This window comes from Albimonas marina (assembly GCF_029223255.1).
In the GTDB taxonomy this organism is placed as follows: domain Bacteria; phylum Pseudomonadota; class Alphaproteobacteria; order Rhodobacterales; family Rhodobacteraceae; genus Albimonas.
On sequence record NZ_JARHUC010000001.1, the window covers coordinates 591,645 to 617,613 of the forward strand.

Genomic DNA, 25,969 nt, shown 5'->3' on the forward strand with positions numbered 1-25,969 from the left:
GCTCTGGGCTCGGGTCGGTCGGGCCCGGCTGGGTCGGGCCCGGATCGGGCGGGTCGGCGTTTCGTCGAGGCCGGCGCGCCCCTCGGTTCGAGGCGGTCGCCGGCGGGGTTGAGCCTTACGCCCCCCGGGGGCGGAGGGCGAAGGGCGCGCATCGCCGCGCCCATCCGCCAGAATGACGGGTTTCGCCAGGGCGTGCCAGCGTTTCCGGGGGCCGGCCCCGCGCCGAGAAGACGCGGCGGCGCCCCGCTTGGACCGGAAGCGCGCCGCGCGACGCGCCCGCCCGTGGCCGCCCGCCCGCCCGCGGCGCGGAACCGGCGGGGCGCCGCGGGGCGATGGCCGCCCGGGGCCCGCGTCGGCGCAGGCCGGGGCGGGACGCGGCAAAGGAGAGGCGCGCGCAGTGGCCGCGCGGCGCGAACGAGGGGCGCGCGGGGGCGGCGCGGCACGAACGCGGGGCGGCGCTCAGGCCAGCAGCAGGGCGCGGGCGGCGGCGGCGTGGATGCGGGCGGCGGCGAGCACGTCGGCGCTCGAAACGCTCTCGTCCAGCGCGCCCGAGGCGCCCAGCGCGCCGGGGCCCAGCGTCGCCGTCTCCAGCCCGAAGGCCGGGGCCAGCACGCAGGCGTCGGTGAAGTAGCGCGCCCCGCGCGGCGTGAGCGGGCGGCCCCGCTCGGCCTCGGCCGCGGCGAGGACCGCGGCGGCGAGCGGCGCGTGGGCCGGGCTCTCGACCCCCGGCTTGAAGTCCAGCCGCTCGACCGTGAAGCCGGGGCCGAGATGGGCGCGGATCGCGGTCTCCAGCGCGTCGGGGTCCGCGGCGGGGGGCAGGCGCAGGTCGAGCTCCGCCCGGCAGCGGTCGGCGGCGAGGTTGATCGCCGCGCCGCCCGCGATCCGCCCCACGCTCAGCGAGGCGCCGCCCAGCAGCGGGTGCGTCTCCGCCGGCAGCAGGCCCGGCAGGTCGGGCAGGGCCGCGAGCATCGCCGCGATCGCGTTCGCGCCGCCCGCGGCGTCGCCCGCCGCCCCGCCGGAGCCGTGGCCCGCCCGCCCGTGGGCGGTGACCGCCAGCCACAGCGCCGAGGTGGTGGCGACGACGAGGTCGAGCGAGGTCGGCTCGGCCACCAGCAGCGCGCCGAAGCCGTCGAGGGCGCGGATCTCGGCCAGCCGCCGCGCGCCGAGGCAGTTCGAGCTCTCGCCCCCCGTCACGGCCAGCATCACGTCGCCCCGCAGGCGGGGGCCGCCGCGGGCCGCGCCCGCGCGGTCGGCCTGCGCGAGATCGTGGAGGGCCGAGATCAGCGCCGCGAGCCCGCCCTTCATGTCCGCGGTCCCCCGCCCGTGGATCCGCGCGCCGTCGTCGTGGCCCGAGAAGGGATCCCGCGCCCAGGCGCCGTCGCCGGGCGGCAGCGTGTCCATGTGCGCCGAGAGGACCAGCCCGGGGCGCGAGCCGTCGCCGCGCAGCCGGACCAGCAGGTTGAAGCGGCCGGGGGCGAACTCCTCGATCTGCGGCGCGAAGCCCAGGGCCTGGAGCTCGGCCGCCAGCACGGCGCAGACGCGGGTCTCGTCGCCGGGGGGATCGGGGCTCTCGGCCCGCACGAGGGCGGAAAGCAGGCGCAGGGTCTGGTCGCGGTCGAGCAAGCGGTTCCCCGGGAAATGCGGCCGCCCGGCGGGGGATGCGGGGGCGGAGACGGGAACGCGGGCTGATGGGCCCGGAGAGGAATGCCTGCGGATGCTGCGCGCGCAGGGGCGCGGTCGGCAAGCGGGATCGCGCGGGGTCGCCTGCGGCGCCCGGTCCCGGCGCTGCACCGCCGGGGCCGGGACTGCGGGGCGGCGCCGGGGGATTTGCACCCCGGCGCCGCGCCCTCGCCGCTCCTCCGGCGGGGCGGGCCGCGCCGCGCCTCCCTCGGCCGGAAGACCGGCCGGCGCGGGGGGCGGCGCGGGGGATGTCTCGCGCGCGCGCCCCGGATGCGGCCCGCCGCCCGGCCGGCGGCGGCGGTTCAGTGCGCCATCAGCACCGGCACGTCGAGCTCGGCCAGGATCCGGCGGGTGACGCCGCCCACAATCTCCTCGGCGAGGCGCGAATGCTCGTAGGCGCCCATCACCAGCAGGCCCGAGCGGTGCTCGGCCAGCGCCGCGCGCAGGGCGGCGGCGACGCCGCCGGGGCCGCGCTCGGCCCGGCGCAGGTCGGTCTGGATGCCGTGGCGGGCGAGATGGGCCACCACGTCCGAGCCGTCGCGCCCGTGCGCGGCCGAGGGCTCGCCGACCGTGACCACCGAGACATGGGCGTGCGTCTCGAGGATCGCCATCGCGTCGGCCAAGGCCCGGGCCGCGGCCTTGCCGCCGTCCCAGGCGAGGATCGCGCGGTCGACCAGCCGGTCGGTCCGGTAGCCGGGCGGCACGATCAGCACCGGGCGGCCGGCGCGCAGGGCGACGACGTCGGGATGGGGCGTGAGGTGCGCGGCGTCGTCGTCGCCCGGGTCGCGCCCGGCGACCACGATGTCGAAGACGCGCGCCGCCTCGATCAGGCCGTCGTCGGGCTCCTCGCCGATCTCGAGGTAGTGGACCTTGCCGGGGCGCTCGCGCTCGAGCTCGCGGGTCAGTTCGTGGAAGGCGGCGGCGATGTGGGCGCGGCGCTCGCGCTCGGCCTCGCGCATCGGCTCGGCGGCGCCGGCGCTCGCCCAGACGCCGAGCGCCGCGGCGGTGCGGCTGACGCCGTGGGCCAGCAGGCCGGTCAGGTGGGCGTCGTGCTTGCGCGCCATCAGCGAGGCCACGTGCAGCGCGTCCTCGCCCCCCGGCTGGCCGGTCCAGCTGACCAGGATGTTCTTGATCGCCATGGGCGGCTCCCCTCGGTGGTCGGCGCGCGGGCGGGCCGCGGCGCCGCGGGACCGGACCGGGCGCGTCCCCCGGTGCGGGTCGCGGCGGAGGGTCGGCGAAACGGCCCGCCCCCGCCTTGATCCATGTCAGGAGGCGGGCGGGGCGCGCCGCCGCGGGTCCGCGTGGCCGGCGGCGGTTGACTCCCCGCCCCGCGGGCGTAAAAGGCGCGGGTCCTCGCGGAAGCCCGCGGGACCGCCGCTCGAGGTCCGTCCTGTCCGCAGGCCGGCCTGTCGGCCCTCCCCCCGGGGGGAGGCGCAGAGGAGGGCGCGCGATGCGAGACCTGTCAGAGGAGAGACGGCGATGACCAAGCGCACGTCCGCGAAATACAAGATCGACCGCCGCATGGGCGAGAACATCTGGGGGCGTCCGAAGTCCCCGGTGAACCGCCGCGAGTACGGCCCCGGCCAGCACGGCCAGCGCCGCAAGGGCAAGCTCTCGGACTTCGGCGTGCAGCTGCGCGCCAAGCAGAAGCTGAAGGGCTACTACGGCGACATCACCGAGAAGCAGTTCCGCCGCATCTACGCCGAGGCCGAGCGTCTGCGCGGCGACACCGGCGATCTTCTGATCGGCCTGCTGGAGCAGCGCCTGGACGCGGTGGTCTACCGCGCCAAGTTCGTGCCGACCATCTTCGCCGCCCGCCAGTTCGTGAACCACGGCCACGTGACCGTGAACGGGCGCCGCGTGAACATCCCCTCCTACCGCGTGAAGGAGGGCGACGTGATCGCGGTCAAGGAGAAGTCCCGCCAGCTCGAGATCGTGATGGTCGCCGCCGAGAGCTCGGAGCGCGACGTGCCCGATTACCTCGAGGTCGACCACTCCAAGATGACCGCCACCTTCGTGCGCGTCCCCTCGCTGGGCGACGTGCCGTACCCGGTGCAGATGGAGCCGAACCTGGTCGTCGAGTTCTACGCGAAGAACTGATCTTCGCCGGACCGGACCGGATCGTCCGAAGGGGTCGCGCATCGCGCGGCCCCTTTGCTTTGCGCAGGACGCGGAGAGGAGGCGCCCTGCGGGCGGGCTTGGAGCCGTGGCGGGCGGGCGTGCGGGATGGCCAGGGGAGGGTATCAGGCGGAGGGGGGAAGGCCGCTTCGGGAGCTCACCAAAGAACAGGGCCGCGCCTGTCCTTCGAAGCCGTCCGTCGCTGAAGATGCCTGAGCGACTCGCCCGCCGGGGTCAAGGACAAGCCCCGCCAAGAGGCGGGGTCGCTTCGCGATCCTGGACCCCGGCGGGCGAGTCGCTCTTTACGGCATCAGCGACGGACGGCTCCGAAGAACAGGCGCTTCGCGCGGGCCTGCGGACGTCGCGCAGGGGGCGCCTGGAGGGGGCGGGGGAGCGCCGGGAGGCGCGGTCAGGCGCCGCCGGAGGTGAAGAACAGGACGGGGGCGGCCAGGACCAGGGCGATCACGGCGAAGGCGAGGCTCGCGAACAGGCCGTCGCGCACGATCAGCGAGATCGCCAGCAGGGCCACCGCGCCGCCGAGGACGGAGGAGGTGAAGGGCACCAGCTCCAGCGCCGGCATGGCAAGGCCGCACAGCAGGCACAGCAGCAGGATCGCCCGGTCGGCGGGCGGGCTGACCAGGCGGGGCAGGCGGCGGCGGGTGTGCCGCTCGATCCAGCCGACGGGCTTGCGCAGCCAGGCAACCGCCTCGCCCAGCCGGTCGCCGTCCACCCGGCGGCGCGTCACGAAGCCCGGCAGCCAGATCCGGTCGCGCCCCAGCAGCCCCGCGAGGCTGACCAGCGCGATGATCAGGCCGCAGACCGAGGACAGCAGCGGGATCCCCGACAGCGGCGTCATCACCACCAGCGCGGGCACCAGCAGCAGGGTGACGTGGGACTGGCGGCCCACGGCCTCGACGATCTCGCCGGCGGAGGGGCGGTCGTGCGTCGCGGCCTCGTCGAGGCGGTCGAGGACGGTGGAGATCGGGCCGGACCCGGACGCGTCGGCGCCCGAGTGCGGGCCCGAATGCGGGGTCGGCTCCGGGGCGGCGTCGTGGGACATCGAAAACTCCGGGTCTGCAATGGGTCGTGTCACGATCTCGGGCGGCGGGCCGGGGTTTCAAGGGGACCGCGCGGGCGCGACGCGGCCGGGTTCGCAGGGCGCGGAGGGGCGCCGGAGGCCGGTCGGGAGCGGGGCGCCCGGGGCAGGGATGCCTCTGCGCGCGCGGATGGGGGCGGCTCAGGCGCGGCGCGGGAGGAGGCCGGGCGGTTCGCCCTGCGGCGCGCGGCGGACGAAGGGGCTGGGCGCGACCCGGGCGTGGTCTTGGACCCAGGCCCGCCAGGTCAGGACCGGGACCTCCGGCGGCGGGGCCTGCCGGGTCCGCTCGGCCACAGGGGGCGCGCCGGGGTTCATGCCCTGTATGCAAAACTGGACGCATCCCCCTGCCCAAGGTATCTTTTCGCGAAACGAGGGCCGCGCCAAATGACGGCCCCGTCGGAATGAGGCCAGGCAAGATGCAGCAGCCCGAGCGATTCTCGGACCTGCCGGAGTACGCGTTTCCGCGGCTCCGGGCCCTGTTGGAGGGGACGCCGGCGGGCGGTCCCCTGCTTCCCATGTCGCTGGGCGAGCCCCGCCACCCGCTGCCGCCCTTCTTGGGCGAGGAGCTGGCGCGCCACCACGACCTCTACGGCCGATACCCGCCGAACGAGGGCTATCCCGAGCTGCGCGAGGCGATCGCGGGCTGGCTGCGCAGCCGCTTCGGCATCGCCGAGGATCGCGCCGACCCCGAGCGCCATGTCTTCCCGCTGAACGGCACGCGCGAGGGGCTGTTCGCGGCCTGCCTCGCGCTGGTGCCCGAGAAGAAGAACGGCGAGCGGCCGGCGGTGCTGATCCCCAACCCGTTCTACCAGTGCTACGCCGTCGCAGCCCTGACCGCGGGGGCGGAGCCGATCTACGTCCCCGCCACGCCCGAGAGCGGCTTCCTGCCGGACTTCGAAAACCTGGACGAGGCGCTGCTGGCGCGCACGGCGGCGGTCTACCTGTGCTCGCCCGCCAACCCGCAGGGGGTGGTCGCGGACCTCGGGCGCTGGAAGCGGCTGATCGCGCTGGCCGAGAAGCACGACTTCTACGTCTTCGCCGACGAGTGCTATTCCGAGATCTGGCGCGAGACGCCGCCCCCCTCGGCCCTGCAGGCGGCGCAGGAGATGGGCGCGGACCCCGAGCGGGTGATGGTGTTCCACTCGCTCTCCAAGCGCTCGAACCTGCCGGGCATCCGCTCGGGCTTCTGCGCGGGCGGGCCGAAGGCGATCGCGGCGATGCGCAAGCTGCGGGCCTACACCGGCGCGCCGATCCCGGGGCCGATCCAGATGGCCTCGGCCGCGGTGTGGCGGGACGAGGCGCATGTCGACGCCTCGCGCGCCCTGTACCACGAGAAATACCGGCTGGCGGACCGCATCCTGGGGAACATGGAGGGCTACCGCCCGCCCGAGGCCGGGTTCTTCCTGTGGATCGACGTCTCCTCGAAGTGGGGGAACGGCGAGGCGGCGACGCTGCACCTGTGGAAGAAGACCGGGGTGCGGGTGCTGCCGGGCGCCTATCTCTCGCGCCCCTCGCCGGAATGGCTGGGGGGCGGCGATCCGGGCGACGCCTACATCCGGGCGGCGCTGGTGGAATCCGTGGACGACGTCGAGCGCGGGCTGACCCTGATCCGCGACACGCTGGGCTGAGGCAGGGCCGGCGCGCCGTCGACCGGCCGGGCGCGCGGCCCTGACGACAGGCCAAGACAACAGGAAAGACAGGCAGACCGATGGCGTTCTTCTCCCGTTCCGACCTCGACGACGACTTCGGCGGCCGCGACGCCTTCCTGCCGGAAAGCTGGTCCGAGGTGATCGGCCGCCGCTTCACCGAGTTCGCGGGCCTGGCGCTGGCGATCCTGGCGGTCGTGGCGGCGGGGATGCTGGCCAGCTACGACCCCAACGATCCCAGTTTCTTCAACGCCTCGGACGGGGCGCCGTCGAACTGGCTGGGCCTGCCGGGCGCCTATCTCGCCGATCCGCTGATGCGCACGCTGGGCCTCGCCGCCTGGTCGCTGGTGCTGCTGCCCGGCGTCTGGGGCTGGCGGCTGGTGACGCATGAGGGCGAGTGGCGGGCCTGGTCGCGCCTGCTGGTGGCGCCGGTGGCGATCCTGGCCGCGGCGGCCTGCCTGTCGGCCCATGTGCCGCCCGAGAGCTGGCCGCATCCCTACGGGCTGGGCGGGCTGATCGGCGACGGCGCCGACCGCACGCTGGTCGCCTACATGCCCTGGGGGCTGGAGCTGTCGCTGCCGATCCTCTCGGCCGGGCTGCTGGTCGCGACCGTGCTGCTGGGGGGCCTCGCGCTGGGCATGGACACGGCCGAGGCGGCCGAGATCCTGCGCTGGCTGGTCTCGGGCCTCGCCTGGGCCTCGCGCACCTCGCTGGGGCTGGTGGGGCTGGTGCTGGGCGGCGCCGCGCGGCGGGTCTCGCGCCCGCGCTCGGCCCGCGTGGCCCCGCCCGAGCCCTACGGCGCCGCGCGTCGGGAGCCGGCGCAGGCCTATGACGACGAAGACGACGACGAGGAGGAGGTCGAGGACGAGCCCCCCCTCACCGCGCGCCGCCGCCGCCCGCGCCTGGGCTCGGCGCTCGACGACGAGCCGGTGGAGCGGGGCGCCGGCCCGCGCGAGCCCAGCGTGCTGGACCGCATCCGCTCGGCCGCCAAGCGCATCGAGCCCGCCGCCATGTCGCGCCGCGAGCCGGAGCTGGACGAGGACGAGATCCTCTACGACGACGAGGACGCCTACGAGGCGCCGGTCGCGGCCCCCGCCCCGCGCGCGCCCGCGCCGATCCCGGTTCCCCAGCCGCGCGCGGAAGTCGCCGCGCCGCTGAAGAAGGTGCCGGTCAGCCGCCGGGCGGAGGCGGAGCAGCAGCCGAAGTTCGAGTTCGACGACCTCTCGGAGGACGCGGCCTGGTCCTGCCCGCCGCTCTCGCTGCTGCAGAACCCGCGCGAGATCGCGCGCCCCCAGCACTCGACCGAGGCGCTGGAGGAGAACGCCCGCATGCTCGAGGCGGTGCTGGACGACTACGGCATCCGCGGCGAGATCGTGAAGGTCTCCCCCGGCCCCGTGGTGACCATGTACGAGCTGGAGCCGGCGCCGGGCCTGAAGGCCTCGCGCGTGATCGGGCTCGCCGACGACATCGCGCGGTCGATGTCGGCGCTCGCCGCCCGCGTCTCGACCGTGCCCGGCCGCTCGATCATCGGCATCGAGCTGCCCAACGAGGTGCGCGAGAAGGTGCTGCTGCGCGAGCTGTTCGCCGCGAAGTCCTTCGGCGACGCCAAGGAGAAGCTGCTGATCGCGCTGGGCAAGGACATCGCCGGCGCGCCGATGGTGGCGAACCTCGCGCGGATGCCTCACCTGCTGATCGCGGGCACCACCGGCTCGGGCAAGTCGGTGGCGATCAACGTGATGATCCTGTCGCTCCTCTACCGGCTGTCGCCGAAGGAGTGCCGGATGATCATGATCGACCCCAAGATGCTGGAGCTCAGCGTCTACGACGGCATCCCGCACCTGCTGTCCCCGGTGGTGACGGACCCCAAGAAGGCGGTGGTGGCCCTGAAGTGGACGGTCGCCGAGATGGAGGACCGCTACCGCAAGATGTCGCGCATGGGCGTGCGCAACATCGAGGGCTACAACCAGCGCGTCCGCGACGCCCAGTCCCGCGGCGAGGCCTTCACCCGCTCGGTCCAGACCGGCTTCGACCCCGACACCGGCGAGCCGATCATCGAGACCCAGGAGTTCGAGCCCGAGGAGCTGCCCTTCATCGTCGTCGTGGTCGACGAGATGGCCGACCTGATGATGGTCGCGGGCAAGGAGATCGAGGCCTGCATCCAGCGCCTGGCCCAGATGGCCCGCGCCTCGGGCATCCACCTGATCATGGCCACGCAGCGCCCCTCGGTCGACGTCATCACCGGCACCATCAAGGCGAACTTCCCCACCCGCATCTCGTTCCAGGTGACGTCCAAGATCGACTCGCGGACCATCCTGGGCGAGCAGGGCGCCGAGCAGCTGCTGGGCATGGGCGACATGCTCTACATGGCCGGCGGCGGGCGGGTGACGCGCGTGCACGGGCCCTTCGTCTCGGACGAGGAGGTCGAGGAGGTGGTGATGCACCTCAAGGCCCAGGGCGAGCCCGACTACATCGGCGGCGTCACCGACGGCCCCGACGAGGAGGCCGCGGCCGACATCGACGCGGTGCTGGGCCTGGGCGCGGGCGACGACTCCGAGGCCGACCTCTACGACCGCGCGGTGGCGATCGTGGCGCGCGACCGCAAGTGCTCGACCTCCTACATCCAGCGCAAGCTCGCCATCGGCTACCAGCGCGCCGCGCGCCTGGTGGAGCAGATGGAGGAGCAGGGCGTGGTCACCCCGGCCAACAAGGTCGGCAAGCGGGAGATCCTGGTGGGCGAGGTCTGATCCCGGCGCCTGCGGCGCCGGGGCGGTCTGCAGGCGCCCTGCGGGCGGGCTTGGGCCCGAGGCTTTCGTCGCGCCCGGATCTGGGCAGGGCGGGAACCTCCGGCGCGCTCCTGACTCACCCAAGAACAAGACGCCCCGCGCCAGTTCTCCGGACCCGTCTCTCGCTGATGGATGCCTGAGCGACTCGCCCTACCCCGTCAAGGACAAGCCCGCGCAAGCGCGGGTCGCTTCGCGATCCTGGATGGGGGAGGACGAGTCGCTCTTTTCGGCATCCGCGAGAGACGGCTCCGGAGAACAGGCGCTCCCCGCGGCGCGTGGGGCGGGCGGCGCCTGGCGCAAGGCCGGCCGGCGGAGAGACGCGCGCGGCCGGCGCAGGCCTGGGGGCGCGCCGCGGGCGGGGCGGCGGCCACGGGCGCGAGGGGGGACGCGGCGCCTGCGTGCAGGGAGGCGGCGCGGGACGGAAAAAGGGCGCGACGGGGGGACCGTCGCGCCCTTCTCGTTGCAGGCGTCGCGCGTCGGGGCGGCGGCCTACTTGGTGATGATCTCCGGGCCCATGAAGTAGGTGGGCAGGAAGGTCGACATCGGCGGGATGTAGGTCACCATGATCAGGAAGATGAAGAGGATGCCCAGCCAGGGCAGCGCCGCCTTCACCACGTCCCACATCGGCATTCCCGCCACGCCCGAGGTCACGAACAGGTTCAGGCCCACGGGCGGCGTGATCATCCCGATCTCCATGTTCACCACCATGATGATGCCCAGGTGGATCGGATCGATCCCGAGGCTGATCGCGATCGGGAAAACCAGCGGCGCCACGATGATGATCAGGCCCGACGGCTCCATGAACTGGCCGCCGATCAGCAGTATCACGTTCACGATGATCAGGAACATGATCGGGCCGAAGCCCGCGTCGAGCATCGAGTTCGCGATCGCCTGGGGGATCTGCTCGTCCGTCAGAACGTGCTTGAGGATCAGGGCGTTGGCGATGATGAACAACAGCGTCACCGTCAGCTTGCCGCCCTCGAACAGCGCGTCGCGCGTGTCGGGGTGGACCCAGACCGTCAGCAGGCTCCAGGGCTTGCGCAGGAACGACACCGGGCGCCCCGCGCCCGCGTCCTTCAGCGGGCCCATGTCGCGGTAGACGAAGTTCGCGATCAGGAAGGCGTAGACGGCGGCGACCGCCGCGGCCTCGGTCGGGGTGAACACGCCGCCGTAGATGCCGCCCAGGATGATCACGATCAGGAACAGGCCCCAGCCGGCGTCCATGCCCGAGGCGATCACCTCGCCCCAGCCCTTCCAGTCGCCCTTCGGCAGGTTCTTCACCCGCGCGGCGACGTAGATGCCGATCATCAGCATCAGGCCCGCGATCAGGCCCGGGATCACGCCCGCGAGGAACATGCGCCCGACCGAGACGTCGGTGGCCGAGGCGTAGACCACCATCACGATGGAGGGCGGGATCAGGATGCCCAGCGTGCCGGCGTTGCAGATCACGCCGGCCGCGAAGCTCTTGGAATAGCCGACCTGCTGCATGCCCGCGATGACGATGCCGCCGATGGCGACCACCGTCGCCGGGGACGAGCCCGAGAGCGCCGCGAACAGCATGCAGGCGAAGACGCCGGCGATCGCGAGGCCGCCCCGGAACTGGCCCACGCAGGCGATGGAGAAGCGGATGATCCGGCTCGCCACCCCGCCCGTCGACATGAAGGTCGAGGCCAGCACGAAGAAGGGGATGGCGAGCAGCGTGTAGTGCCCGGCCATGGCGTTGTAGAGCGTCTGGGCGATGGACCCCAGCGAGCTGTCCGACAGCGCCAGCAGGAACAGGGTCGAGGAGACGCCCAGCGCCACCGCGATGGGGACGCCGATCAGCAGCAGGCCGATGACGACGGCGAAAAGGATCGCGACTTCCATGGTCTCAGCGCTCCTTCGGGCCGCGGTGCGCGGGGTCGTGGTGGTGCAGCGGGTCCCGGGCCCCGGGCTCGGGGATGGCGTGGTGGGAGCGGGCGTCCTCGACCGCCTCCTCCGCCTCGTGGGAGGCGATCAGCGAGGCGCGCTCGCCCGAGAGCAGCTCCCACAGGGCCTGGGCGAAGCGCAGCACCAGCAGCAGCATCGACAGGGGCAGGATCACGTAGGGGATCAGCCGGGGCATCTTCTCGTAGGCCTCGCCCTCGTTGAACCAGGCGGCGAAGGTCTCGTTGAGGAAGGCGGGCATGGGCACGTCGTTCATCTCGTACCAGCCCTGCCCGCGGGAGTTGGCGAAGCCCGTGGGGAACCAGCGCCCCGAGGTCGCGTTCATCTCGCCGTAGGGGGCCCAGAAGTCCCAGGCGCCCTTCAGCAGCAGCAGCGCGAAGGCCAGGCAGATGAGCGCGGCGACGATCGACAGCGCCCGGCGCACGCCGGGCGAGACGATGTTGAGCACCGCGTCCACGCCCAGGTGCGCGGTGACCTTCACGCAGTAGCTCGCGCCCAGCAGCACCAGCCAGGCGAACAGGAACGAGGTGACCTCGAGCGCCCACAGGATGTTGGAGTTGAAGACGTAGCGCGCGACCACGTTGGCGAACGTGATCAGCGTCATGGCGCCCAGGATGGCGGCGATCAGCGTCTCTTCGACGGCGTTGATCGCGCGCCCCGCGGGCGTGCGGGCCTTGTGATGCATCGGGGCCTCCCCCCCTGCCGACGGGGGCGTCGCGCCCCGGGCTGGAGCGCGCGAGCCGGCCGCCGGAACCGTTGCGCGCCGGGGGCCTCTCCTCCCAGAGGACCTCCGGCGCCGGTCCGCGCCCTCCCGGCGGCCAGGCCGGCGGGAGGGGCGCGTCGTCGTCGTGCGGGTCGGTTCGCCGCCCGCCCCGGCGGGCGGGGCGGGCGGCGTCCGGCCTCGATTACATGGACGCGTTGATCTGCTGGGCGGCCTCGATGTTCTCGGCCCCCACGTCGCCTTCGAACTCGGCCCACACGGGCTTCATCGCGTCGACCCAGGCCTGGCGCTGCTCGGGCGTCAGCTCGCGCACCACGCCGCCGGCGTCGATGATCGACTGCTTGGCTTCCTCGTTGACCTTGAAGGACTCGCCGTTGCGGGCGGCCGTCACCTCGTCGAGGATCGTGAGGAACTGGTCGCGCACGTCGGCGTCGAGCCCGTCGAGCCAGTCGACCGAGGTCACCACCAGGTAGTCGATGACGCCGTGGTTGGTCTCGGTGGTGCCGTCCTGCACCTCGAAGAACTTCTGGCCGTAGATGTTGGACCAGGTGTTCTCCTGCCCGTCGACGACGCCGGTCTGCAGGGCGCCGTAGACCTCGGAGAAGGCCATCGCCTGCGGGTTGGCCTCGAGCGCCGCGAACTGCGCCTTCAGCACCTCGGAGGGCTGCACGCGGAACTTCAGGCCCTTGGCGTCGGAGGGCAGCAGCAGCGGCTTGTTGGCCGAGATCTGCTTCATGCCGTTGTGCCAGTAGGACAGGCCCTGCAGGCCGCGGCGCTGCATGGAGTCCAGCAGGCCCTGGCCGGTCTCGGAGGCCTGGAAGGCGTCGACCGCGTCGATGTTCTTGAACATGAACGGCAGGTCGAAGATGCGGAACTTCTTGGTGAAGGTCTCGAACTTCGACAGCGACGGCGCGGCGAGCTGGACGTCGCCGTTCAGCATCGCCTCCAGCACCTGGTCGTCGTTGTAGAGCGAGGAGTTGCCGTAGACCTCCATGCAGGCCTTGCCGTTCATCTCCTCGTTCACCCGGTCGGCCAGCAGCGACGCGGCGATCCCCTTGGGATGCTTGTCGGTGTTGGTGACGTGGCTGAACTTGATGACGATCTCGCCGTCGTCGCAGGCGGCCTGCGCGGCGGCGGACGTCATCATCATGGCCGCCGCGACGGCGGCGGTGATCTTGAGAAAGCGCATGTCCTGTCCTCCCTTGGGTTCCTGAATGCGCAAAGGACCCTTCGCCGCCAACCGTAGGGGGCGGCTGGTGCGGCGTAAATGACGTTTGCGTGCGCAAGGCAAGCCCTGGAGCGCGCCGAAGCGGTCCTTTCCGCCCGATGGATGGCGAAATGGTCCGCGCTTTCGGCGCCGCAACCTGCCGGCGGTAAATTCGCTGCGGTGCAGCGTGGCCGGGAGGGGCGCCCGCCGCGACCGGGAGGCCGCGCGGCGGGGCTGATTCGACGGCGGCGGAGCGAGGCCGCCGCCGGGGGGAGGATCATGCGGACGTCGGTCGGGACGGACCTGTCCCGCCGGGGCGGGGGCCGAGGCCGCCGGTCAGGCCACCGCGCCCTCGCCGCCGCACTGGCGGCCGTGCCAGTCGCGCAGCGCCTCGGCCGTGACGCAGGAGAAGGGGCCCGGGTCGCCGGCCAGGATCTCGAACGGCGCCTGCGGCTCGCCGAGGTCGGAGACCACGAGGAAGGCGCCCGAGAAGTCCTCGTCGCGGGTGTAGAGGCCGGGGGCCGCCAGCACCGCCAGGCCCGCGCCGCCGGCCGAGGCGACGCCGCGGGCGCTGTCCTCGATCGCGACCGCGGTCTGGGGCGGCACGCCGAGGCGCTTGATCGCCAGCGCGTAGGGCGCGGGGTCGGGCTTCACCGCCTCGACGTCCTCGCGGGTGACGACGGCGGCGAACCACTCCAGCGCCTCGAAGCCGAAGGCGTTGAGGATCAGCGCCTCGAAGGTCTCGCGCGAGGAGGTGGTGCAGGCGGCGAGCTTGAGGCCCGACGAGCGCACGTCCTCGATCAGGCGGGCGACGCCGGGGCGCAGGGCGGCGCCCTCCTCCATCATCGACAGGAACAGCTCGGACTTGCGCTCGTGCACGCGCTCGAAGTCGCCGGCATGCTCCATGTTGGCCAGGTCGCGGGGGCGGTGGATCTCGGCGTAGTGGCGCATGCGGGCGAGGCCGCCCTCCACCGCCAGCAGCTCGTCGTATTTCTCGCGGTCCCAGGTCCAGTCGAGGCCCGCCTCGGCGAAGGCGGCGTTGAAGGCGGCGCGGTGCAGCTCCTCGGTTTCGGCGAGGGTGCCGTCTACGTCGAAAATCACGGCCGTGAGGGTCATGACGAAGCTCCATCGATGGGGTCGGACGCCGATGCGGGCGCTCCGGCCGCCTGCGTGGGGAAGGCGGGGAGCGAGGCGTCCGCGGGATGTGCGGATCGGTCCGGGTCGAGGGCGGGCGTCGGCAATGATGCCCGCGCTCGGCGACAGGTCGATGACGGCGGCGCGTTTGTTAAGGAATCCGAACGTCACGCCGCATTTCCGCCATGATACAGGCCCGGGCGGGCGACGTCGAGCCTTTCGCGGCTCGACACCGACGCCTGAGGATGCATATCCGACGTGAGGATGGATCGGTCGGGAGCGACGACTCCCGCCGCTCCGCCCCTCGTGACGCGCCGCGGCGAACGGCCGCGCAATATTGTTGCGCAATTGGGGGTCTGGACGTCTTGCCTGTTTCGCGCGTCTAGGCCAAACCGACGGTGGACAAAGCGGCGCCCGGAAGGTCTGTTCCCCTTCCGGGCGCCGTCGCGTCCGAAGGAGAACATGGAGGAGGGACGCATGAGGATCGGCGCCCCAGCTGAGATCTTCGAGGGCGAAAAGAGGGTCGCCCTGACGCCAGAGAGCGCGAAGCGCCTGCAGAAGCTGGGCTACGATTGCCTGGTGCAGAGCGGAGCGGGCGAAGCCGCGAGCTTCAAGGACGAGGCCTATGCCGAGGCCGGCGTGACGGTGGTCGACACCGCCGCCGACCTGTGGAGCCAGGCCGACGTCATCGTGAAGGTGCGCGCGCCGTCCACGGAAGAGGTCGAGGCGGCCCCCGAGGGCAAGACGCTGATCTCTTTCATCTGGCCCGCCCAGAACGAGGAGCTTCTGGCGGCGCTGAACGCCAAGAAGATGACCGTCCTGGCGATGGACATGGTCCCGCGCATCAGCCGCGCGCAGAAGATGGACGCGCTGTCGTCCATGGCCAACATCGGCGGCTATCGCGCGGTGGTCGAGGCGGCGAACAACTTCGGCCGCTTCTTCACCGGCCAGGTCACCGCCGCGGGCAAGGTGCCGCCGGCGAAGATCCTGGTCGTCGGGGCAGGCGTCGCGGGCCTGGCGGCCATCGGCGCGGCCCAGGCGATGGGCGCCGTCGTGCGCGCCTTCGACGTGCGCCCCGAGGTGGCCGAGCAGATCGAGTCGATGGGCGCGGAGTTCCTGTTCCTCGACTTCGAGGACACGCAGGACGGCTCGGGCACCGGCGGCTACGCGGCCCCCTCCTCGCCTGAGTTCCGCGAGAAGCAGCTGGAGCTGTTCCGCGCCCAGGCGCCCGAGGTCGACATCGTCATCACCACGGCGCTGATCCCCGGCCGGCCCGCGCCGAAGCTGTGGACCGAGGACATGGTCCTCGCGATGAAGAACGGCTCGGTGATCGTCGACCTCGCCGCCGAGCGCGGCGGCAACTGCGACCTGACCGTGCCCGACGACAAGATCGTCACCGAGAACGGCGTCACCATCATCGGCTACACCGACCTGCCGAGCCGGATGGCGACCCAGTCCTCGAACCTCTACGGCACCAACATCGCCCACATGATGGCCGACCTGACGCCCGAGAAGGACGGCAAGCCGGTCGTGAACATGGAGGACGACGTGATCCGCGGCTCGACCGTGTGTCACGAGGGCGAGATCACCTTCCCGCCGCCGCCCCCCAAGGTGAAGGCCATCGCGGCCGCCAAGCCGAAGGAGAAGGTGAAGGAGCCGACCCCCGAGGAGAAGAAGGCCGCCGAGATCGCCGCCTTCAAGAAGCAGACCAAGAGCCAGGTGACCCTGCTGGTCGTGGGCGCCGTGCTGCTGCTGGCCGTGGGCCTCGTCGCGCCGGCGAGCTTCATGCAGCACTTCATCGTCTTCGTGCTGTCGGTCTTCGTGGGCTTCCAGGTGATCTGGGGCGTGGCGCATTCGCTGCACACGCCGCTGATGGCGGTCACGAACGCGATCTCGTCGATCATCATCCTGGGCGCGCTGATGCAGATCGGCTCGAACTCGACGATCGTGATCGTGCTCGCCGCGCTGTCGGTCTTCATGGCCGGCATCAACATCTTCGGCGGCTTCCTCGTCACCCGGCGCATGCTCGCCATGTTCCAGAAATCGTAAGGAGGGCGAGGACATGGACTACGGATTCTCGACCGCGGCCTACGTGGTCGCGGCGGTTCTCTTCATCCTGTCGCTGGGCGGCCTCTCGAACCAGGAGAAGGCCAAGCGCGCGGTCTGGTACGGCATCGCCGGCATGGCGCTGGCCGTGGCCGCCACGCTGGTGGGCCCGGGCTCGGGCCTCTGGCTGTTGTCGGTCATCCTGATCGCGGCCGGCGGCATCATCGGCTTCTTCGTCGCCAAGCGCGTGCAGATGACCGAGATGCCCCAGCTGGTCGCGGCCATGCACAGCCTCGTCGGCCTCGCCGCGGTGTTCGTGGGCTACAACGCCCATGTCGAGCTCGGCCGGGTCATGGCCATGGACGACGCGGCGCGCGTGGGGCTCGAGGGTTTCGCGGCCCTGCTCGCCAAGAAGGACGCGGTGGAGATCGCGATCCTGCGCGTCGAGCTGTTCCTGGGCGTGTTCATCGGCGCGATCACCTTCACCGGCTCGGTCATCGCCTACGGCAAGCTCGCCGGCAAGGTCACGTCGGCGGCGAAGAAGCTGCCGGGCGGGCATGTGCTGAACGCCTCGGCCGCCGCGATCTCGGTGCTGTCGCTGATCTGGTACTTCAACTCCGGCGGGCTGCTGCCGCTGCTGCTGATGACCGTGATGGCGCTGTTCATCGGCTACCACCTGATCATGGGCATCGGCGGCGCCGACATGCCGGTGGTCGTGTCGATGCTCAACTCGTACTCGGGCTGGGCGGCGGCGGCGATCGGCTTCAGCCTCGGCAACGATCTGCTGATCGTGGTCGGCGCGCTGGTCGGCTCCTCGGGCGCGATCCTGTCGTACATCATGTGCAAGGCCATGAACCGGCACTTCGTCTCGGTGATCCTGGGCGGCTTCGGCGGCTCCTCGGGCCCGGCGATGGAGGTCGAGGGCGAGATGGTCGCCATCGACGCCGACGGCGTGGCCGCGGCGCTGGAGGAGGCCGACAGCATCATCGTCGTGCCCGGCTACGGCATGGCGGTGGCGCAGGCCCAGCAGGCGGTCTCGGAGCTGACGCGCAAGATGCGCGCGGCGGGCAAGGAGTTCCGCTTCGCCATCCACCCCGTCGCGGGGCGTCTGCCGGGGCACATGAACGTGCTGCTGGCCGAGGCCAAGGTCCCCTACGACATCGTCCTGGAGATGGACGAGATCAACGAGGACTTCCCCGAGACCGACGTGGTCATCATCATCGGGGCGAACGACATCGTGAACCCCGCCGCCCAGGACGACCCCAACTCCCCCATCGCCGGGATGCCGGTGCTGGAGGTGTGGAAGGCCAAGCAGGTGTTCGTGTCCAAGCGCGGGCAGGGCACCGGCTACTCGGGCATCGAGAACCCGCTGTTCTTCAAGGACAACACGCGGATGTTCTACGGCGACGCCAAGGCCTCGCTGGACGCGCTGCTGGCCAAGCTGGGCTGATCCGCGGTTCCCGCGGACGGACGAGACAGGGAAGCGCCGCGCAGAAATGCGCGGCGCTTTCGCGTTGGGGGGAGCGGGGACGGAGGCGCCCTGCGGGCGGGCTTGGGCGCGCCGCGGGCCGGAGCGAGAGGGGCCCGGCGGAGCGTCGTCGGCGAGGGGGAAGGCCGCTTCCTGACTCACCAAAGAACAGGGCCCGCGCCTGTCCTCCGCAGCCGTCCGTCGCTGAAGATGCCTGAGCGACTCGTCGGGAGGGGTCAAGGACAAGCCCCGCCCAAGGGCGGGGTCGCTTCGCGATCCTGGACCCCTCCCGACGAGTCGCTCTTCACGGCATCAGCGACGGACGGCTCCGGAGAACAGGCGCTGCGCGCGGGACGCAGGCGTCGCGACCGGGCGCCTGGAGGGGCGGCCGGATCGGTGCGGGGGCTGTTTGGAAGGGGTGGGTGGCTGGCCGGGGGGGGGCGGGCGCCGTCCGGCGGGGGGCGGCGCCGCGGAAGAGGGGGGGCGGCTCAGTGCAGGGGGCGGCTGAGGCGGATGGGGCCCTGGGCGGAGAGGGCGTCGACGGCCTTGCCGCTCTGGGTCACGGAAATCAGGCCGTCGCGCTGCAGGCGGCTCGCCACCATGCGCACGCGGTCCACCAGGGGGCGCCAGTCGTCGGGGGCCAGGCGGCGGGCGGCCTCGGAGGGGCAGAAGCCGGAAACGGCCTCCGGGCTGCGGGCGAGTTCGAGCAACGTCTCGGCGATTCGATCGTCGGTTGTATTCATTGTGATTCGTTCCTCCCGGGGGCCGGAACCATACCATCGCCGGCCGAGAGGCGCCCGCGTTCCGGCGCGCGCCGAGGGTCGATCCCCCGGGCGGCGGCGCCGGGACCGCCGCGCGCGGGGCGCGGTCGGAGCGTCGGCGGCGGGGCGGAGGGGACCTCGAAGAGGCGGGGGCGCAGGGCGCGCCGCCGCGGGCCGGCCAATTCCGGCCCGCCTTCATATGGACTTCCCGCCCCGCAGGGCTAGGGTCGGGCGCGAAGGAATTATCCGCCTCCGGGCGCGGACGCCCCCCGGTCCGCGCCGAAAACGGGGCGCGGACCAGCAAGGGATGATCGACATGGTGAAGTTCGGCGTCGCCCAGCCACTCGTCCGCAAGGAGGACCTGCGCCTGTTGACCGGCGGCGGGCGCTATGTCGACGACACCGCGCCAGAGAACGCGGCCTGGGTGCATTTCCTGCGCGCGCCGGTGGCGCACGCGCGGCTGACGAAGGTCGACGCCTCGGCCGCGCGCGAGGCCGAGGGCGTGCTGGCGGTGTTCACCGCCGCCGACCTCGAGGGCAAGCTGCGCAATTCCATGGACGCGGGCGTGGTGAAGAACCGCGACGGCTCGACCGGGGCGGCCCCGGTGCGTCCGATCCTGGCGGCCGACAAGGTCGCCTATGTCGGCGAGGCCATCGCCGCCGTGGTGGCCGAGACCCAGGCCCAGGCCCGCGACGCCGCCGAGCTGATCGAGCTGGACTTCGAGGAGCTGCCCGCCGCCTTCGACACGGCGCTCGCCCGCGAGCAGCCCGAGGTGCATCCCGACGTGGCGCCGGGCAACCTCGCCTTCGACTGGGCCTTCGGCGACGAGGACGCCACGAAGACGGCCTTCGCGGAGGCCGCCCATGTCGTCGAGCTGCCGCTGGTCAACAACCGCGTCATCGCCAACCCGATGGAGACCCGCGGCGCCTGGGCCGAGTGGGACGGGAGCAAGCTGCACGTCTCGACCAACGGCCAGGGCGTGTGGGGCCTGAAGCGGGAGATGTCGAAGAAGATCGGCCTCGCGCCCGAGCAGGTGCGCATCACCAACCCCGACGTCGGCGGCGGCTTCGGGATGAAGGCCTTCAACTACCCCGAGCATTTCGTGGTGGCGCTGGCCGCCAAGGAGCTGGGGCGCCCGGCGCGCTGGATGGCGGACCGTTCCGAGTCGATGATGACCGACGCGATGGGCCGCGATCACGTCACGATCGCCCGCGGCGCCTTCGACGCCGACCACAAGCTGACCGCGATCCACTTCAGCGTCACCGCGGGCCTGGGCGCCTACAACTCGCCCTTCGGGCAGTACATCCCCTCCGAGGTCGCCAAGAACGTGCTGCCGGGCGTCTACGACGTGCAGGTCGGCCTCTACGAGGTGAAGGGCGTCTACACCAACACCTGCCCGGTGGATTCCTACCGCGGCGCCGGCCGGCCGGAGGCGATCTACCAGATCGAGCGGCTGATGGACGCCGCCGCCCGCCAGTTCGGGATGTCGCCGGCGGAAGTCCGCCGCAAGAGCTTCATCCCCAAGGACAAGTTCCCCTACACGACGCTGGTCGGCCAGGTCTACGACGTGGGCGACTTCGACCGGGTGATGACCCGCTGCCTCGCCGAGGCCGACTGGGACGGGTTCGAGGCGCGCCGCGCCGAGAGCGCCAAGAAGGGCCTGCTGCGGGGCCGGGGGCTGGCCACCTACATCGAGTCGATCCTCGGCGCCCAGAACGAGACCGCCAAGATCGAGTTCGCCGAGGACGGGGGCTACAACCTCTATGTCGGCACCCAGTCCAACGGGCAGGGGCACGAGACGGTCTACGCCCAGATCCTGCATGAGCGCACCGGCCTGCCCTACGACCGGATCCGGGTGATCCAGGGCGACAGCGACCTGATCAAGACCGGTGGCGGCACCGGCGGCTCGCGCTCGGTCACCATGCAGGGCAACGCGATCAACGCCGCCTCCGACGAGATGATCGAGAAGTTCCGCCCCATGGCGGAGGAGGAGCTGGAGGTCTCGGGCGGGGACCTGGTGTTCGAGGACGGCGCCTTCCGCGTCGCCGGCACCGACCGCGAGGTCACGCTGGAGACGCTGGGGGCCAAGGCCCGCTCGCTGGGCGATCCGGCGATGCTGGTGCACGAGACCGAGAACACGGTGCCCGGCCGCTCCTTCCCCAACGGCTGCCATATCTGCGAGGTCGAGGTCGATCCCGACACCGGCAAGCTGGCGGTGGTGAAGTACACCGTCGTCGACGACTTCGGCCTGCTGATGAACCCGGTGCTGGCCATCGGCCAGGTGCACGGGGGCGTGGTGCAGGGCGTGGGCCAGGCGATCAACGAGCAGGTGGTGTACGATGAAAGCGGGCAGTTGCTGACCGCGACCTTCATGGACTACTCCCTGCCGCGCGCCTACGAGGTGCCGGACATGCCGTTCTTCCACGAGGGCACGCCCTCGACCGCGAACGCGATCGGCATGAAGGGCTGCGGCGAGGCCGGCACCGTCGGCGCGCTGGCCGCGGTGACCAACGCGGCGCTGGACGCGGTCTCGGCCGCGGGCGTGTCCCACGTGGACATGCCGCTGACCCCGCAGCGGGTCTGGTCCTGGCTGAACGCCGCGAAGGTCGCGGCCGAGTGAACGAAGCCGCCGCGCGACCGTCCGAAGGGCCGCGCGGCGACCGACCCGGGGGGACGGATGATCGGATTCCTCAAGCGCCTGATGGGCGGCGGCGGCGGCGACGGCGCTCCGCCGTCGGGCGAGGCGAAGAAGAAGGGCGGCCAGGGCTTCGACGCCCCGCTCGAGATCGACATGCCGACCTATGCGATCGGCGACATGCACGGGCGCGCCGACCTGCTGGAACGGCTTCTGGGCCGGATCAACCAGGACGCGAAGGACCGCGGCTACGAGGCGTGGCGCCTGGTGACCATGGGCGACTACGTCGACCGGGGCGAGCAGTCGGCCCAGGTTCTGGCGCGCCTGCGCGGGATCGTGACCCGCGGCGGCTGGGCGAACGGCCCGGCCGAGGTGGTGGCCCTGCGCGGCAACCATGAGGAGATGATGGTCGCCTTCGTCGACGCCCCGGCCGAGGCCGGCGCGCGCTGGCTGCGCAACGGCGGCCTGCAGACCCTGGCGAGCTACGAGATCGGCGGCGTCGCCCCCACCACCGAGGGCGAGGCCCTGGTCGAGGTCGCCGCCCGCTTCGCCGAGGCCGCGGCCGAGGACCTGGCGATGGTGCGCGAGCTGCCCGCCTGGGCGCGCTTCGGCAAGGTCCTCTTCGCCCATGCCGGCGCCGACCCCGAGGCGCCGCCCGAGCTTCAGTCCGACCGGACGATGACCTGGGGCGTCTCGCGCTTCTTCTCGATCCCGCGCAAGGACGGGCTGTGGGTGGTCTACGGCCACTACGTGGTGGACGAGGCCGGCCACGCCGGCGGGCGCATCGCGGTGGACACGGGCGCCTACTACTCCGGCGTGCTCTCGGCCGTGCGGCTGGAGACGGGCGTCGAGCCGGCCTTCCTGACGAGCTGAGGCGCGCCTGCGCCCGCGCCGTGGGGCGCAGGACGGGGGCGAGGCGGCTGGGCCTTCCCCTGCGTCGCCGTCGCGCGCCCGTCCCCTGCGCGCCCCGTTTGCACGGCGGGCGATTCCGTCCTAAACGACGGCAAGCAAGGGAGGCCCGCCATGGCTGCCGACACCACCCCCGCCGATCCCTCCGCCGCCCCCGCGCCGCGCCTGGTGCGCCCGCGCGACCTCAAGGACCGCGCCCAGCGGCACCCCGAGAAGCAGGGCCGCGCCGACGCGCCGATCCTGCGCAAGCCGGCCTGGATCCGGGTGAAGGCCCCCGGCGGCGAGGGTTACGAGCAGACCCGGCGGATCGTGAAGGAGCATCGCCTCGCCACCGTGTGCGAGGAGGCGGGCTGCCCCAACGTCGGGGAGTGCTGGTCGCAGGGCCACGCCACGATGATGATCATGGGCGAGATCTGCACCCGCGGCTGCACCTTCTGCAACGTCGCCACCGGCCGCCCCGAGGCGCTGGACGCGTTCGAGCCCGCCCGCGTCGCCGACGCCGTGGCGAAGCTGGGCCTGAGCCACGTGGTGATCACGTCCGTGGACCGCGACGACCTCGAGGACGGCGGCGCCGAGCACTTCGCCCGCACCATCCGCGCGCTTCGCCGCAAGGCGCCCGACACGACGATCGAGATCCTGACCCCCGATTTCCTGAAATGCGCCCCTTCGGCGCTGGAGATGGTGGTCGAGGCGCGCCCCGACGTCTTCAACCACAACCTCGAGACGGTTCCCGGCCTGTATCCGGAGGTCCGTCCCGGCGCGCGCTACTTCCACTCCCTGCGCCTGCTGCAGCGGGTGAAGGAGCTGGACCCGACCATCTTCACCAAGTCCGGCATCATGGTGGGGCTCGGCGAGGAACGGGCGGCGGTCCACCAGGTGATGGACGACATGCGATCGGCCGACGTGGATTTCCTGACCGTGGGCCAGTACCTGCAGCCCACCCCCAAGCACCACGCGGTGGCCGAGTTCGTCACGCCGGAGGCCTTCGCCGCCTACGAGCGGGCGGCCTGGGGCAAGGGCTTCCTGATGGTCTCGGCCACGCCCCTGACCCGGTCGAGCTACCACGCCGGCGACGATTTCGCCCGCCTGCGGGCGGCGCGGCTGAAGGCGATCGGGCGCTGAGGACGGCGACGGCGACGCGCGGTCGTTGCCGTTGTTAACCAACATGAAACCCTAGTTCATATTGACGTCAGGCCTCGCGCACGCTCTAGTCGCGTCCGTGACTCGCGTATCCCGTGTGGGATGGAGAAGATAGATGCGTAACCGCGTGTTCCCGGCGGCCTGGACCGATGGGCTGCCGGATGATGTGCTCGACGTCCTGACCGACCGGCAGGAGCGCAAGCTCGACCGCTGGGCCGAGCAGGGGAAGCACGACAAGCTCCTCAAGAAAATCGAGAAGATGCTCGACAAGCACGGGATCGACTTCGATCCCGACGATCTCGATTCCACCGAGTTCTTCAGCGCCCGGGGCGGGAAGAAGGGCGGCGGCACGACCGACGGCGGGACCACCGACGGCGGCACGACCGATGGGGGCACGACCACCGACGGCGCCTCGGCCAAGGGCAAGGGCGGCGGCAAGGGCAACGGCGGCGGCACGACCGATCCGACCGACCCCACGGACCCGACCGATCCCACCGATCCCACCGACCCGGGGACCGACCCCGGGACCGGCGACGGGCCCTACAACACCGCCGGCGCCGACGGGCTCTACGACGTCTACGTCTCGGGCAAAGGCGACCTGGGCGTGACCGGCGACTTCAACGTCGAGCTGATCTTCAACGGGACCTGGACCGTCGAGCAGCAGTCCGCGATGCTGCTGGCCGCGGAGATGATCTCGACCCTGGTTACCGGCGACATCGCCGACTACAGCGTCATCGACGACGTGCGCATCACCCTGTCGATCGGCTCGATCGACGGCTCCTACGGCACCATCGCCCGCGCGGCGTTGAGCGGCGTGCGCGCGAACGACCTGCCCTGGGCCGGCACGGTCCGGTTCGATTCGGCCGACATCGCGCGCCTGATGACCGACGGCACCGCCGACGACGTGGCCTTCCACGAGATGATGCACGTGCTGGGCTTCGGCCCGCAGTGGGACGACCTGGGCCTGCTGTCCACGGTGAACGGCGAGACGCGCTTCAACGGCGCCAACGCCACCCTCGCCTGGCAGGCGGAGTATCCGGGCCCCTCGGGCGTCGATCCCTACGCCGGCCAGGGCGTGCCGGTGGAGATGGACGGCGGCGCGGGCACGGCGGGCGTCCACTGGGACGAGATGCTGTTCCGCAAGGAGATCATGACCGGCTACGTGAACGCGGACAACTACATCTCCGCCACCACCGTCGCCGCGCTCGAGGACATGGGCTACGACACGATCTTCGACGCGGCCGACCCGCTGGCCCCGATCCCGCAGCTGGACGACCTGCTGGTCGCCTGAGCGGCGCCGGCGCCCGACGGCGCGAGAACGGCCGCCCGGGACGCCCGGGCGGCCGTTCTGCGTTAGCGGGGGCCGTCAGGCCAGCAGCAGGTCGGCGAGGTCGATGCGCCCGGCGGCGTCCTCCACCACCACCTCGGTCCCCGCGAAGGCGAGGACGGCGTCGCCGTCGTGGGCGGAGATCGTCACGTCCGCCCGCGCCAGCCCGCCGCCCAGCGCGACGGCGTCGCCCTTGCCCCAGTCGAGGATGCGGTCGTGGCCGTCGCGGGCATGGAACAGGAACGTGTCGGCCCCGCCGCCGCCGCGCAGCAGGTCGTCGCCCTTGCCGCCCTCGATCAGGTCGCGTCCGCCGCCGCCGGAGAGCCGGTCGGTCCCGCCCTCGCCGTCCAGGACGTTGCGCCCGGCGTTGCCCTCCAGCCGGTCGCGCCCGCCCTTGCCCGAGAGGTCGACGTCGCCGGTCCCGAGCGCGATCACCGCGGCCGCGCCCTTCTTCAGGTCGAGGTCGGCGCTGGTGGCGAGGATCTTGCGGTCGATCAGGTCGAGCTTCGCGTTCTCCCGCCCCACCTGCACCTCGGCGACGATCCGGCCCTTCGCCGCGGCGCCCGAGAGGGTGAGGTCGGCCCGGCCCTCGCCGACCTCCAGCGACCAGCCGCCGGCGGGGGCGGAGGCGGTCTTGCCCCGGCCCTCGGCGGCGACGCGCAGGCCCTTGATCCCCTCGCCCATCGAGAACAGGCCGTCGCCGTCCTTGTCCCGCCAGGCCGCGCCGGTCAGCACGGGGCCGGCGTCGGGGCGGGCGCCGAAGTTCTGGGTGACGATCCAGGGGCCGGTGGAGGCCGAGGCGTCGTCCTGCTTCACCACGCCGATCCCCACCTCGGCGAAGCCGGCATAGGCGAGGTTCACCCGGTGGCCGCGCCCGGCCTGCATCCCGTCGGCGTCGGGGCCCCAGTCGACCACGAAGGCCTCATGCGCGTGGCGGGCGGATTCGGCGTAGGAGAAGACGTTCTCGCCGACGCGGGAGCCGTAATAGCCCGCGTCGCGGATCCGCTCCCCCAGCGGCGCCTCGCCCAGCGAGGTCACCTGGTGGGACTGCACGTCGGCCCGGTCGAGCAGGGAGGAATGCCGGGCGGCGGCCTGGGCGAGCCGGCCGTTCCAGGCCAGCGGCTGGGCGGCGGAGAGGGCGGCCAGCTCCGTCTCCAGCGCGCGCAGGTCGGTGCCGAACCAGCGCAGCGCGACCGTGACGTCGGCGTCGTGCGCCGTGGTCGTGGCCCGGTTCTGGACGATGCGGTCGAACTCCCCGCCCGGGTCCAGGCGGAAACGGTTGATCAGCTCGACCATGTACTGGGCGAACGCGTTCGCGGATGCCACGATCCCAACCCCCTCGGCTTGCTCCGGGGGGGACCCTGCACCGGGG

18 protein-coding genes are annotated in these 25,969 nt (G+C 72.4%); 9 read left to right on the top strand and 9 right to left on the bottom strand.

Annotated elements, in window-relative coordinates:
• Positions 1–459 precede the first annotated feature (459 nt).
• Positions 460–1,623, bottom strand: a complete 1,164-nt coding sequence (locus P2H44_RS02595) for a M20 family metallopeptidase (protein WP_275761854.1) — start codon at positions 1,621–1,623, stop codon at positions 460–462.
• A 359-nt stretch (positions 1,624–1,982) separates the two neighbouring features.
• Positions 1,983–2,819, bottom strand: coding sequence for a universal stress protein (locus P2H44_RS02600; protein WP_275761855.1), 837 nt, complete (start codon positions 2,817–2,819; stop codon positions 1,983–1,985).
• A gap of 340 nt (positions 2,820–3,159) precedes the next feature.
• On the opposite strand from P2H44_RS02600, the gene rpsD reads away from it, so the two are divergent.
• Positions 3,160–3,780 carry a 30S ribosomal protein S4 gene (gene rpsD, locus P2H44_RS02605; protein WP_275761856.1) on the top strand — a complete coding sequence of 207 codons (621 nt, stop codon included), beginning with the start codon at positions 3,160–3,162 and terminating at the stop codon, positions 3,778–3,780.
• A 427-nt stretch (positions 3,781–4,207) separates the two neighbouring features.
• On the opposite strand, the gene P2H44_RS02610 is transcribed toward rpsD, so the two are convergent.
• The gene (locus P2H44_RS02610; protein ID WP_275761857.1) at positions 4,208–4,858 is read right to left on the bottom strand and encodes an exopolysaccharide biosynthesis protein; all 651 of its coding nucleotides are present in this window, start codon (positions 4,856–4,858) and stop codon (positions 4,208–4,210) included.
• A gap of 452 nt (positions 4,859–5,310) precedes the next feature.
• Here P2H44_RS02610 and P2H44_RS02615 point away from each other — a divergent pair, with 452 nt between their 5' ends.
• Together P2H44_RS02615 and P2H44_RS02620 are read left to right on the top strand one after the other, a co-directional pair.
• Entirely contained in the window at positions 5,311–6,522 is a 1,212-nt protein-coding gene (locus tag P2H44_RS02615) for an aminotransferase class I/II-fold pyridoxal phosphate-dependent enzyme (protein ID WP_275761858.1), read from the top strand.
• A gap of 80 nt (positions 6,523–6,602) precedes the next feature.
• A complete protein-coding gene (locus tag P2H44_RS02620; RefSeq protein ID WP_275761859.1) occupies positions 6,603–9,284 on the top strand; it encodes a DNA translocase FtsK in 2,682 nt (893 codons plus the stop codon).
• A gap of 528 nt (positions 9,285–9,812) precedes the next feature.
• On the opposite strand, the gene P2H44_RS02625 is transcribed toward P2H44_RS02620, so the two are convergent.
• From P2H44_RS02625 to P2H44_RS02640, 4 genes are all read right to left on the bottom strand, one after another.
• A complete protein-coding gene (locus P2H44_RS02625) occupies positions 9,813–11,189 on the bottom strand; it encodes a TRAP transporter large permease (protein ID WP_275761860.1) in 1,377 nt (458 codons plus the stop codon).
• A 4-nt stretch (positions 11,190–11,193) separates the two neighbouring features.
• Complete coding sequence (locus P2H44_RS02630; RefSeq protein WP_275761861.1) at positions 11,194–11,934, bottom strand: TRAP transporter small permease; 741 nt, start codon at positions 11,932–11,934, stop codon at positions 11,194–11,196.
• Positions 11,935–12,154: 220 nt separating this feature from the next.
• Positions 12,155–13,159: a DctP family TRAP transporter solute-binding subunit gene (locus P2H44_RS02635; RefSeq protein WP_275761862.1), complete on the bottom strand. Its 1,005-nt coding sequence runs from the start codon at positions 13,157–13,159 to the stop codon at positions 12,155–12,157.
• Positions 13,160–13,513: 354 nt separating this feature from the next.
• Entirely contained in the window at positions 13,514–14,293 is a 780-nt protein-coding gene (locus P2H44_RS02640; protein WP_275761863.1) for an HAD-IA family hydrolase, read from the bottom strand.
• A 495-nt stretch (positions 14,294–14,788) separates the two neighbouring features.
• On the opposite strand from P2H44_RS02640, the gene P2H44_RS02645 reads away from it, so the two are divergent.
• Positions 14,789–16,360, top strand: a complete 1,572-nt coding sequence (locus P2H44_RS02645) for a Re/Si-specific NAD(P)(+) transhydrogenase subunit alpha (protein WP_275761864.1) — start codon at positions 14,789–14,791, stop codon at positions 16,358–16,360.
• 13 nt (positions 16,361–16,373) lie between these two features.
• Positions 16,374–17,807, top strand: coding sequence for an NAD(P)(+) transhydrogenase (Re/Si-specific) subunit beta (locus tag P2H44_RS02650; protein WP_275761866.1), 1,434 nt, complete (start codon positions 16,374–16,376; stop codon positions 17,805–17,807).
• A 506-nt stretch (positions 17,808–18,313) separates the two neighbouring features.
• Here P2H44_RS02650 and P2H44_RS02655 read toward each other — a convergent pair.
• Positions 18,314–18,568 carry a DUF3253 domain-containing protein gene (locus P2H44_RS02655; protein ID WP_275761867.1) on the bottom strand — a complete coding sequence of 85 codons (255 nt, stop codon included), beginning with the start codon at positions 18,566–18,568 and terminating at the stop codon, positions 18,314–18,316.
• Positions 18,569–18,902: 334 nt separating this feature from the next.
• On the opposite strand from P2H44_RS02655, the gene P2H44_RS02660 reads away from it, so the two are divergent.
• From P2H44_RS02660 to P2H44_RS02675, 4 genes are all read left to right on the top strand, one after another.
• Complete coding sequence (locus P2H44_RS02660; protein WP_275762097.1) at positions 18,903–21,206, top strand: xanthine dehydrogenase family protein molybdopterin-binding subunit; 2,304 nt, start codon at positions 18,903–18,905, stop codon at positions 21,204–21,206.
• Between the two features lie 57 nt (positions 21,207–21,263).
• Positions 21,264–22,094, top strand: a complete 831-nt coding sequence (locus tag P2H44_RS02665) for a metallophosphoesterase (protein WP_275761868.1) — start codon at positions 21,264–21,266, stop codon at positions 22,092–22,094.
• A gap of 150 nt (positions 22,095–22,244) precedes the next feature.
• Positions 22,245–23,252 (top strand): lipoyl synthase, encoded by a 1,008-nt coding sequence (lipA, locus tag P2H44_RS02670; RefSeq protein ID WP_462976250.1) that lies wholly within the window; start codon positions 22,245–22,247, stop codon positions 23,250–23,252.
• A 133-nt stretch (positions 23,253–23,385) separates the two neighbouring features.
• Positions 23,386–24,561, top strand: a complete 1,176-nt coding sequence (locus tag P2H44_RS02675) for a leishmanolysin-related zinc metalloendopeptidase (RefSeq protein ID WP_275761869.1) — start codon at positions 23,386–23,388, stop codon at positions 24,559–24,561.
• A gap of 75 nt (positions 24,562–24,636) precedes the next feature.
• Here P2H44_RS02675 and P2H44_RS02680 read toward each other — a convergent pair whose 3' ends face one another.
• Positions 24,637–25,923: a CAP domain-containing protein gene (locus tag P2H44_RS02680; RefSeq protein ID WP_275761870.1), complete on the bottom strand. Its 1,287-nt coding sequence runs from the start codon at positions 25,921–25,923 to the stop codon at positions 24,637–24,639.
• Between the last annotated feature and the right edge of the window lie 46 nt (positions 25,924–25,969).

Coding starts and splice junctions, on each gene's coding strand:
- P2H44_RS02600 (WP_275761855.1), bottom strand. CDS start 2,819: ATGGCGATCAAGAACATCCTGGTCAGCTGGACCGGCCAGCCGGGGGGC.
- P2H44_RS02665 (WP_275761868.1), top strand. CDS start 21,264: ATGATCGGATTCCTCAAGCGCCTGATGGGCGGCGGCGGCGGCGACGGC.
- rpsD (WP_275761856.1), top strand. CDS start 3,160: ATGACCAAGCGCACGTCCGCGAAATACAAGATCGACCGCCGCATGGGC.
- P2H44_RS02615 (WP_275761858.1), top strand. CDS start 5,311: ATGCAGCAGCCCGAGCGATTCTCGGACCTGCCGGAGTACGCGTTTCCG.
- P2H44_RS02675 (WP_275761869.1), top strand. CDS start 23,386: ATGCGTAACCGCGTGTTCCCGGCGGCCTGGACCGATGGGCTGCCGGAT.
- P2H44_RS02645 (WP_275761864.1), top strand. CDS start 14,789: ATGAGGATCGGCGCCCCAGCTGAGATCTTCGAGGGCGAAAAGAGGGTC.
- lipA (WP_462976250.1), top strand. CDS start 22,245: ATGGCTGCCGACACCACCCCCGCCGATCCCTCCGCCGCCCCCGCGCCG.
- P2H44_RS02655 (WP_275761867.1), bottom strand. CDS start 18,568: ATGAATACAACCGACGATCGAATCGCCGAGACGTTGCTCGAACTCGCC.
- P2H44_RS02640 (WP_275761863.1), bottom strand. CDS start 14,293: ATGACCCTCACGGCCGTGATTTTCGACGTAGACGGCACCCTCGCCGAA.
- P2H44_RS02620 (WP_275761859.1), top strand. CDS start 6,603: ATGGCGTTCTTCTCCCGTTCCGACCTCGACGACGACTTCGGCGGCCGC.
- P2H44_RS02635 (WP_275761862.1), bottom strand. CDS start 13,159: ATGCGCTTTCTCAAGATCACCGCCGCCGTCGCGGCGGCCATGATGATG.
- P2H44_RS02630 (WP_275761861.1), bottom strand. CDS start 11,934: ATGCATCACAAGGCCCGCACGCCCGCGGGGCGCGCGATCAACGCCGTC.
- P2H44_RS02650 (WP_275761866.1), top strand. CDS start 16,374: ATGGACTACGGATTCTCGACCGCGGCCTACGTGGTCGCGGCGGTTCTC.
- P2H44_RS02610 (WP_275761857.1), bottom strand. CDS start 4,858: ATGTCCCACGACGCCGCCCCGGAGCCGACCCCGCATTCGGGCCCGCAC.
- P2H44_RS02660 (WP_275762097.1), top strand. CDS start 18,903: ATGGTGAAGTTCGGCGTCGCCCAGCCACTCGTCCGCAAGGAGGACCTG.
- P2H44_RS02625 (WP_275761860.1), bottom strand. CDS start 11,189: ATGGAAGTCGCGATCCTTTTCGCCGTCGTCATCGGCCTGCTGCTGATC.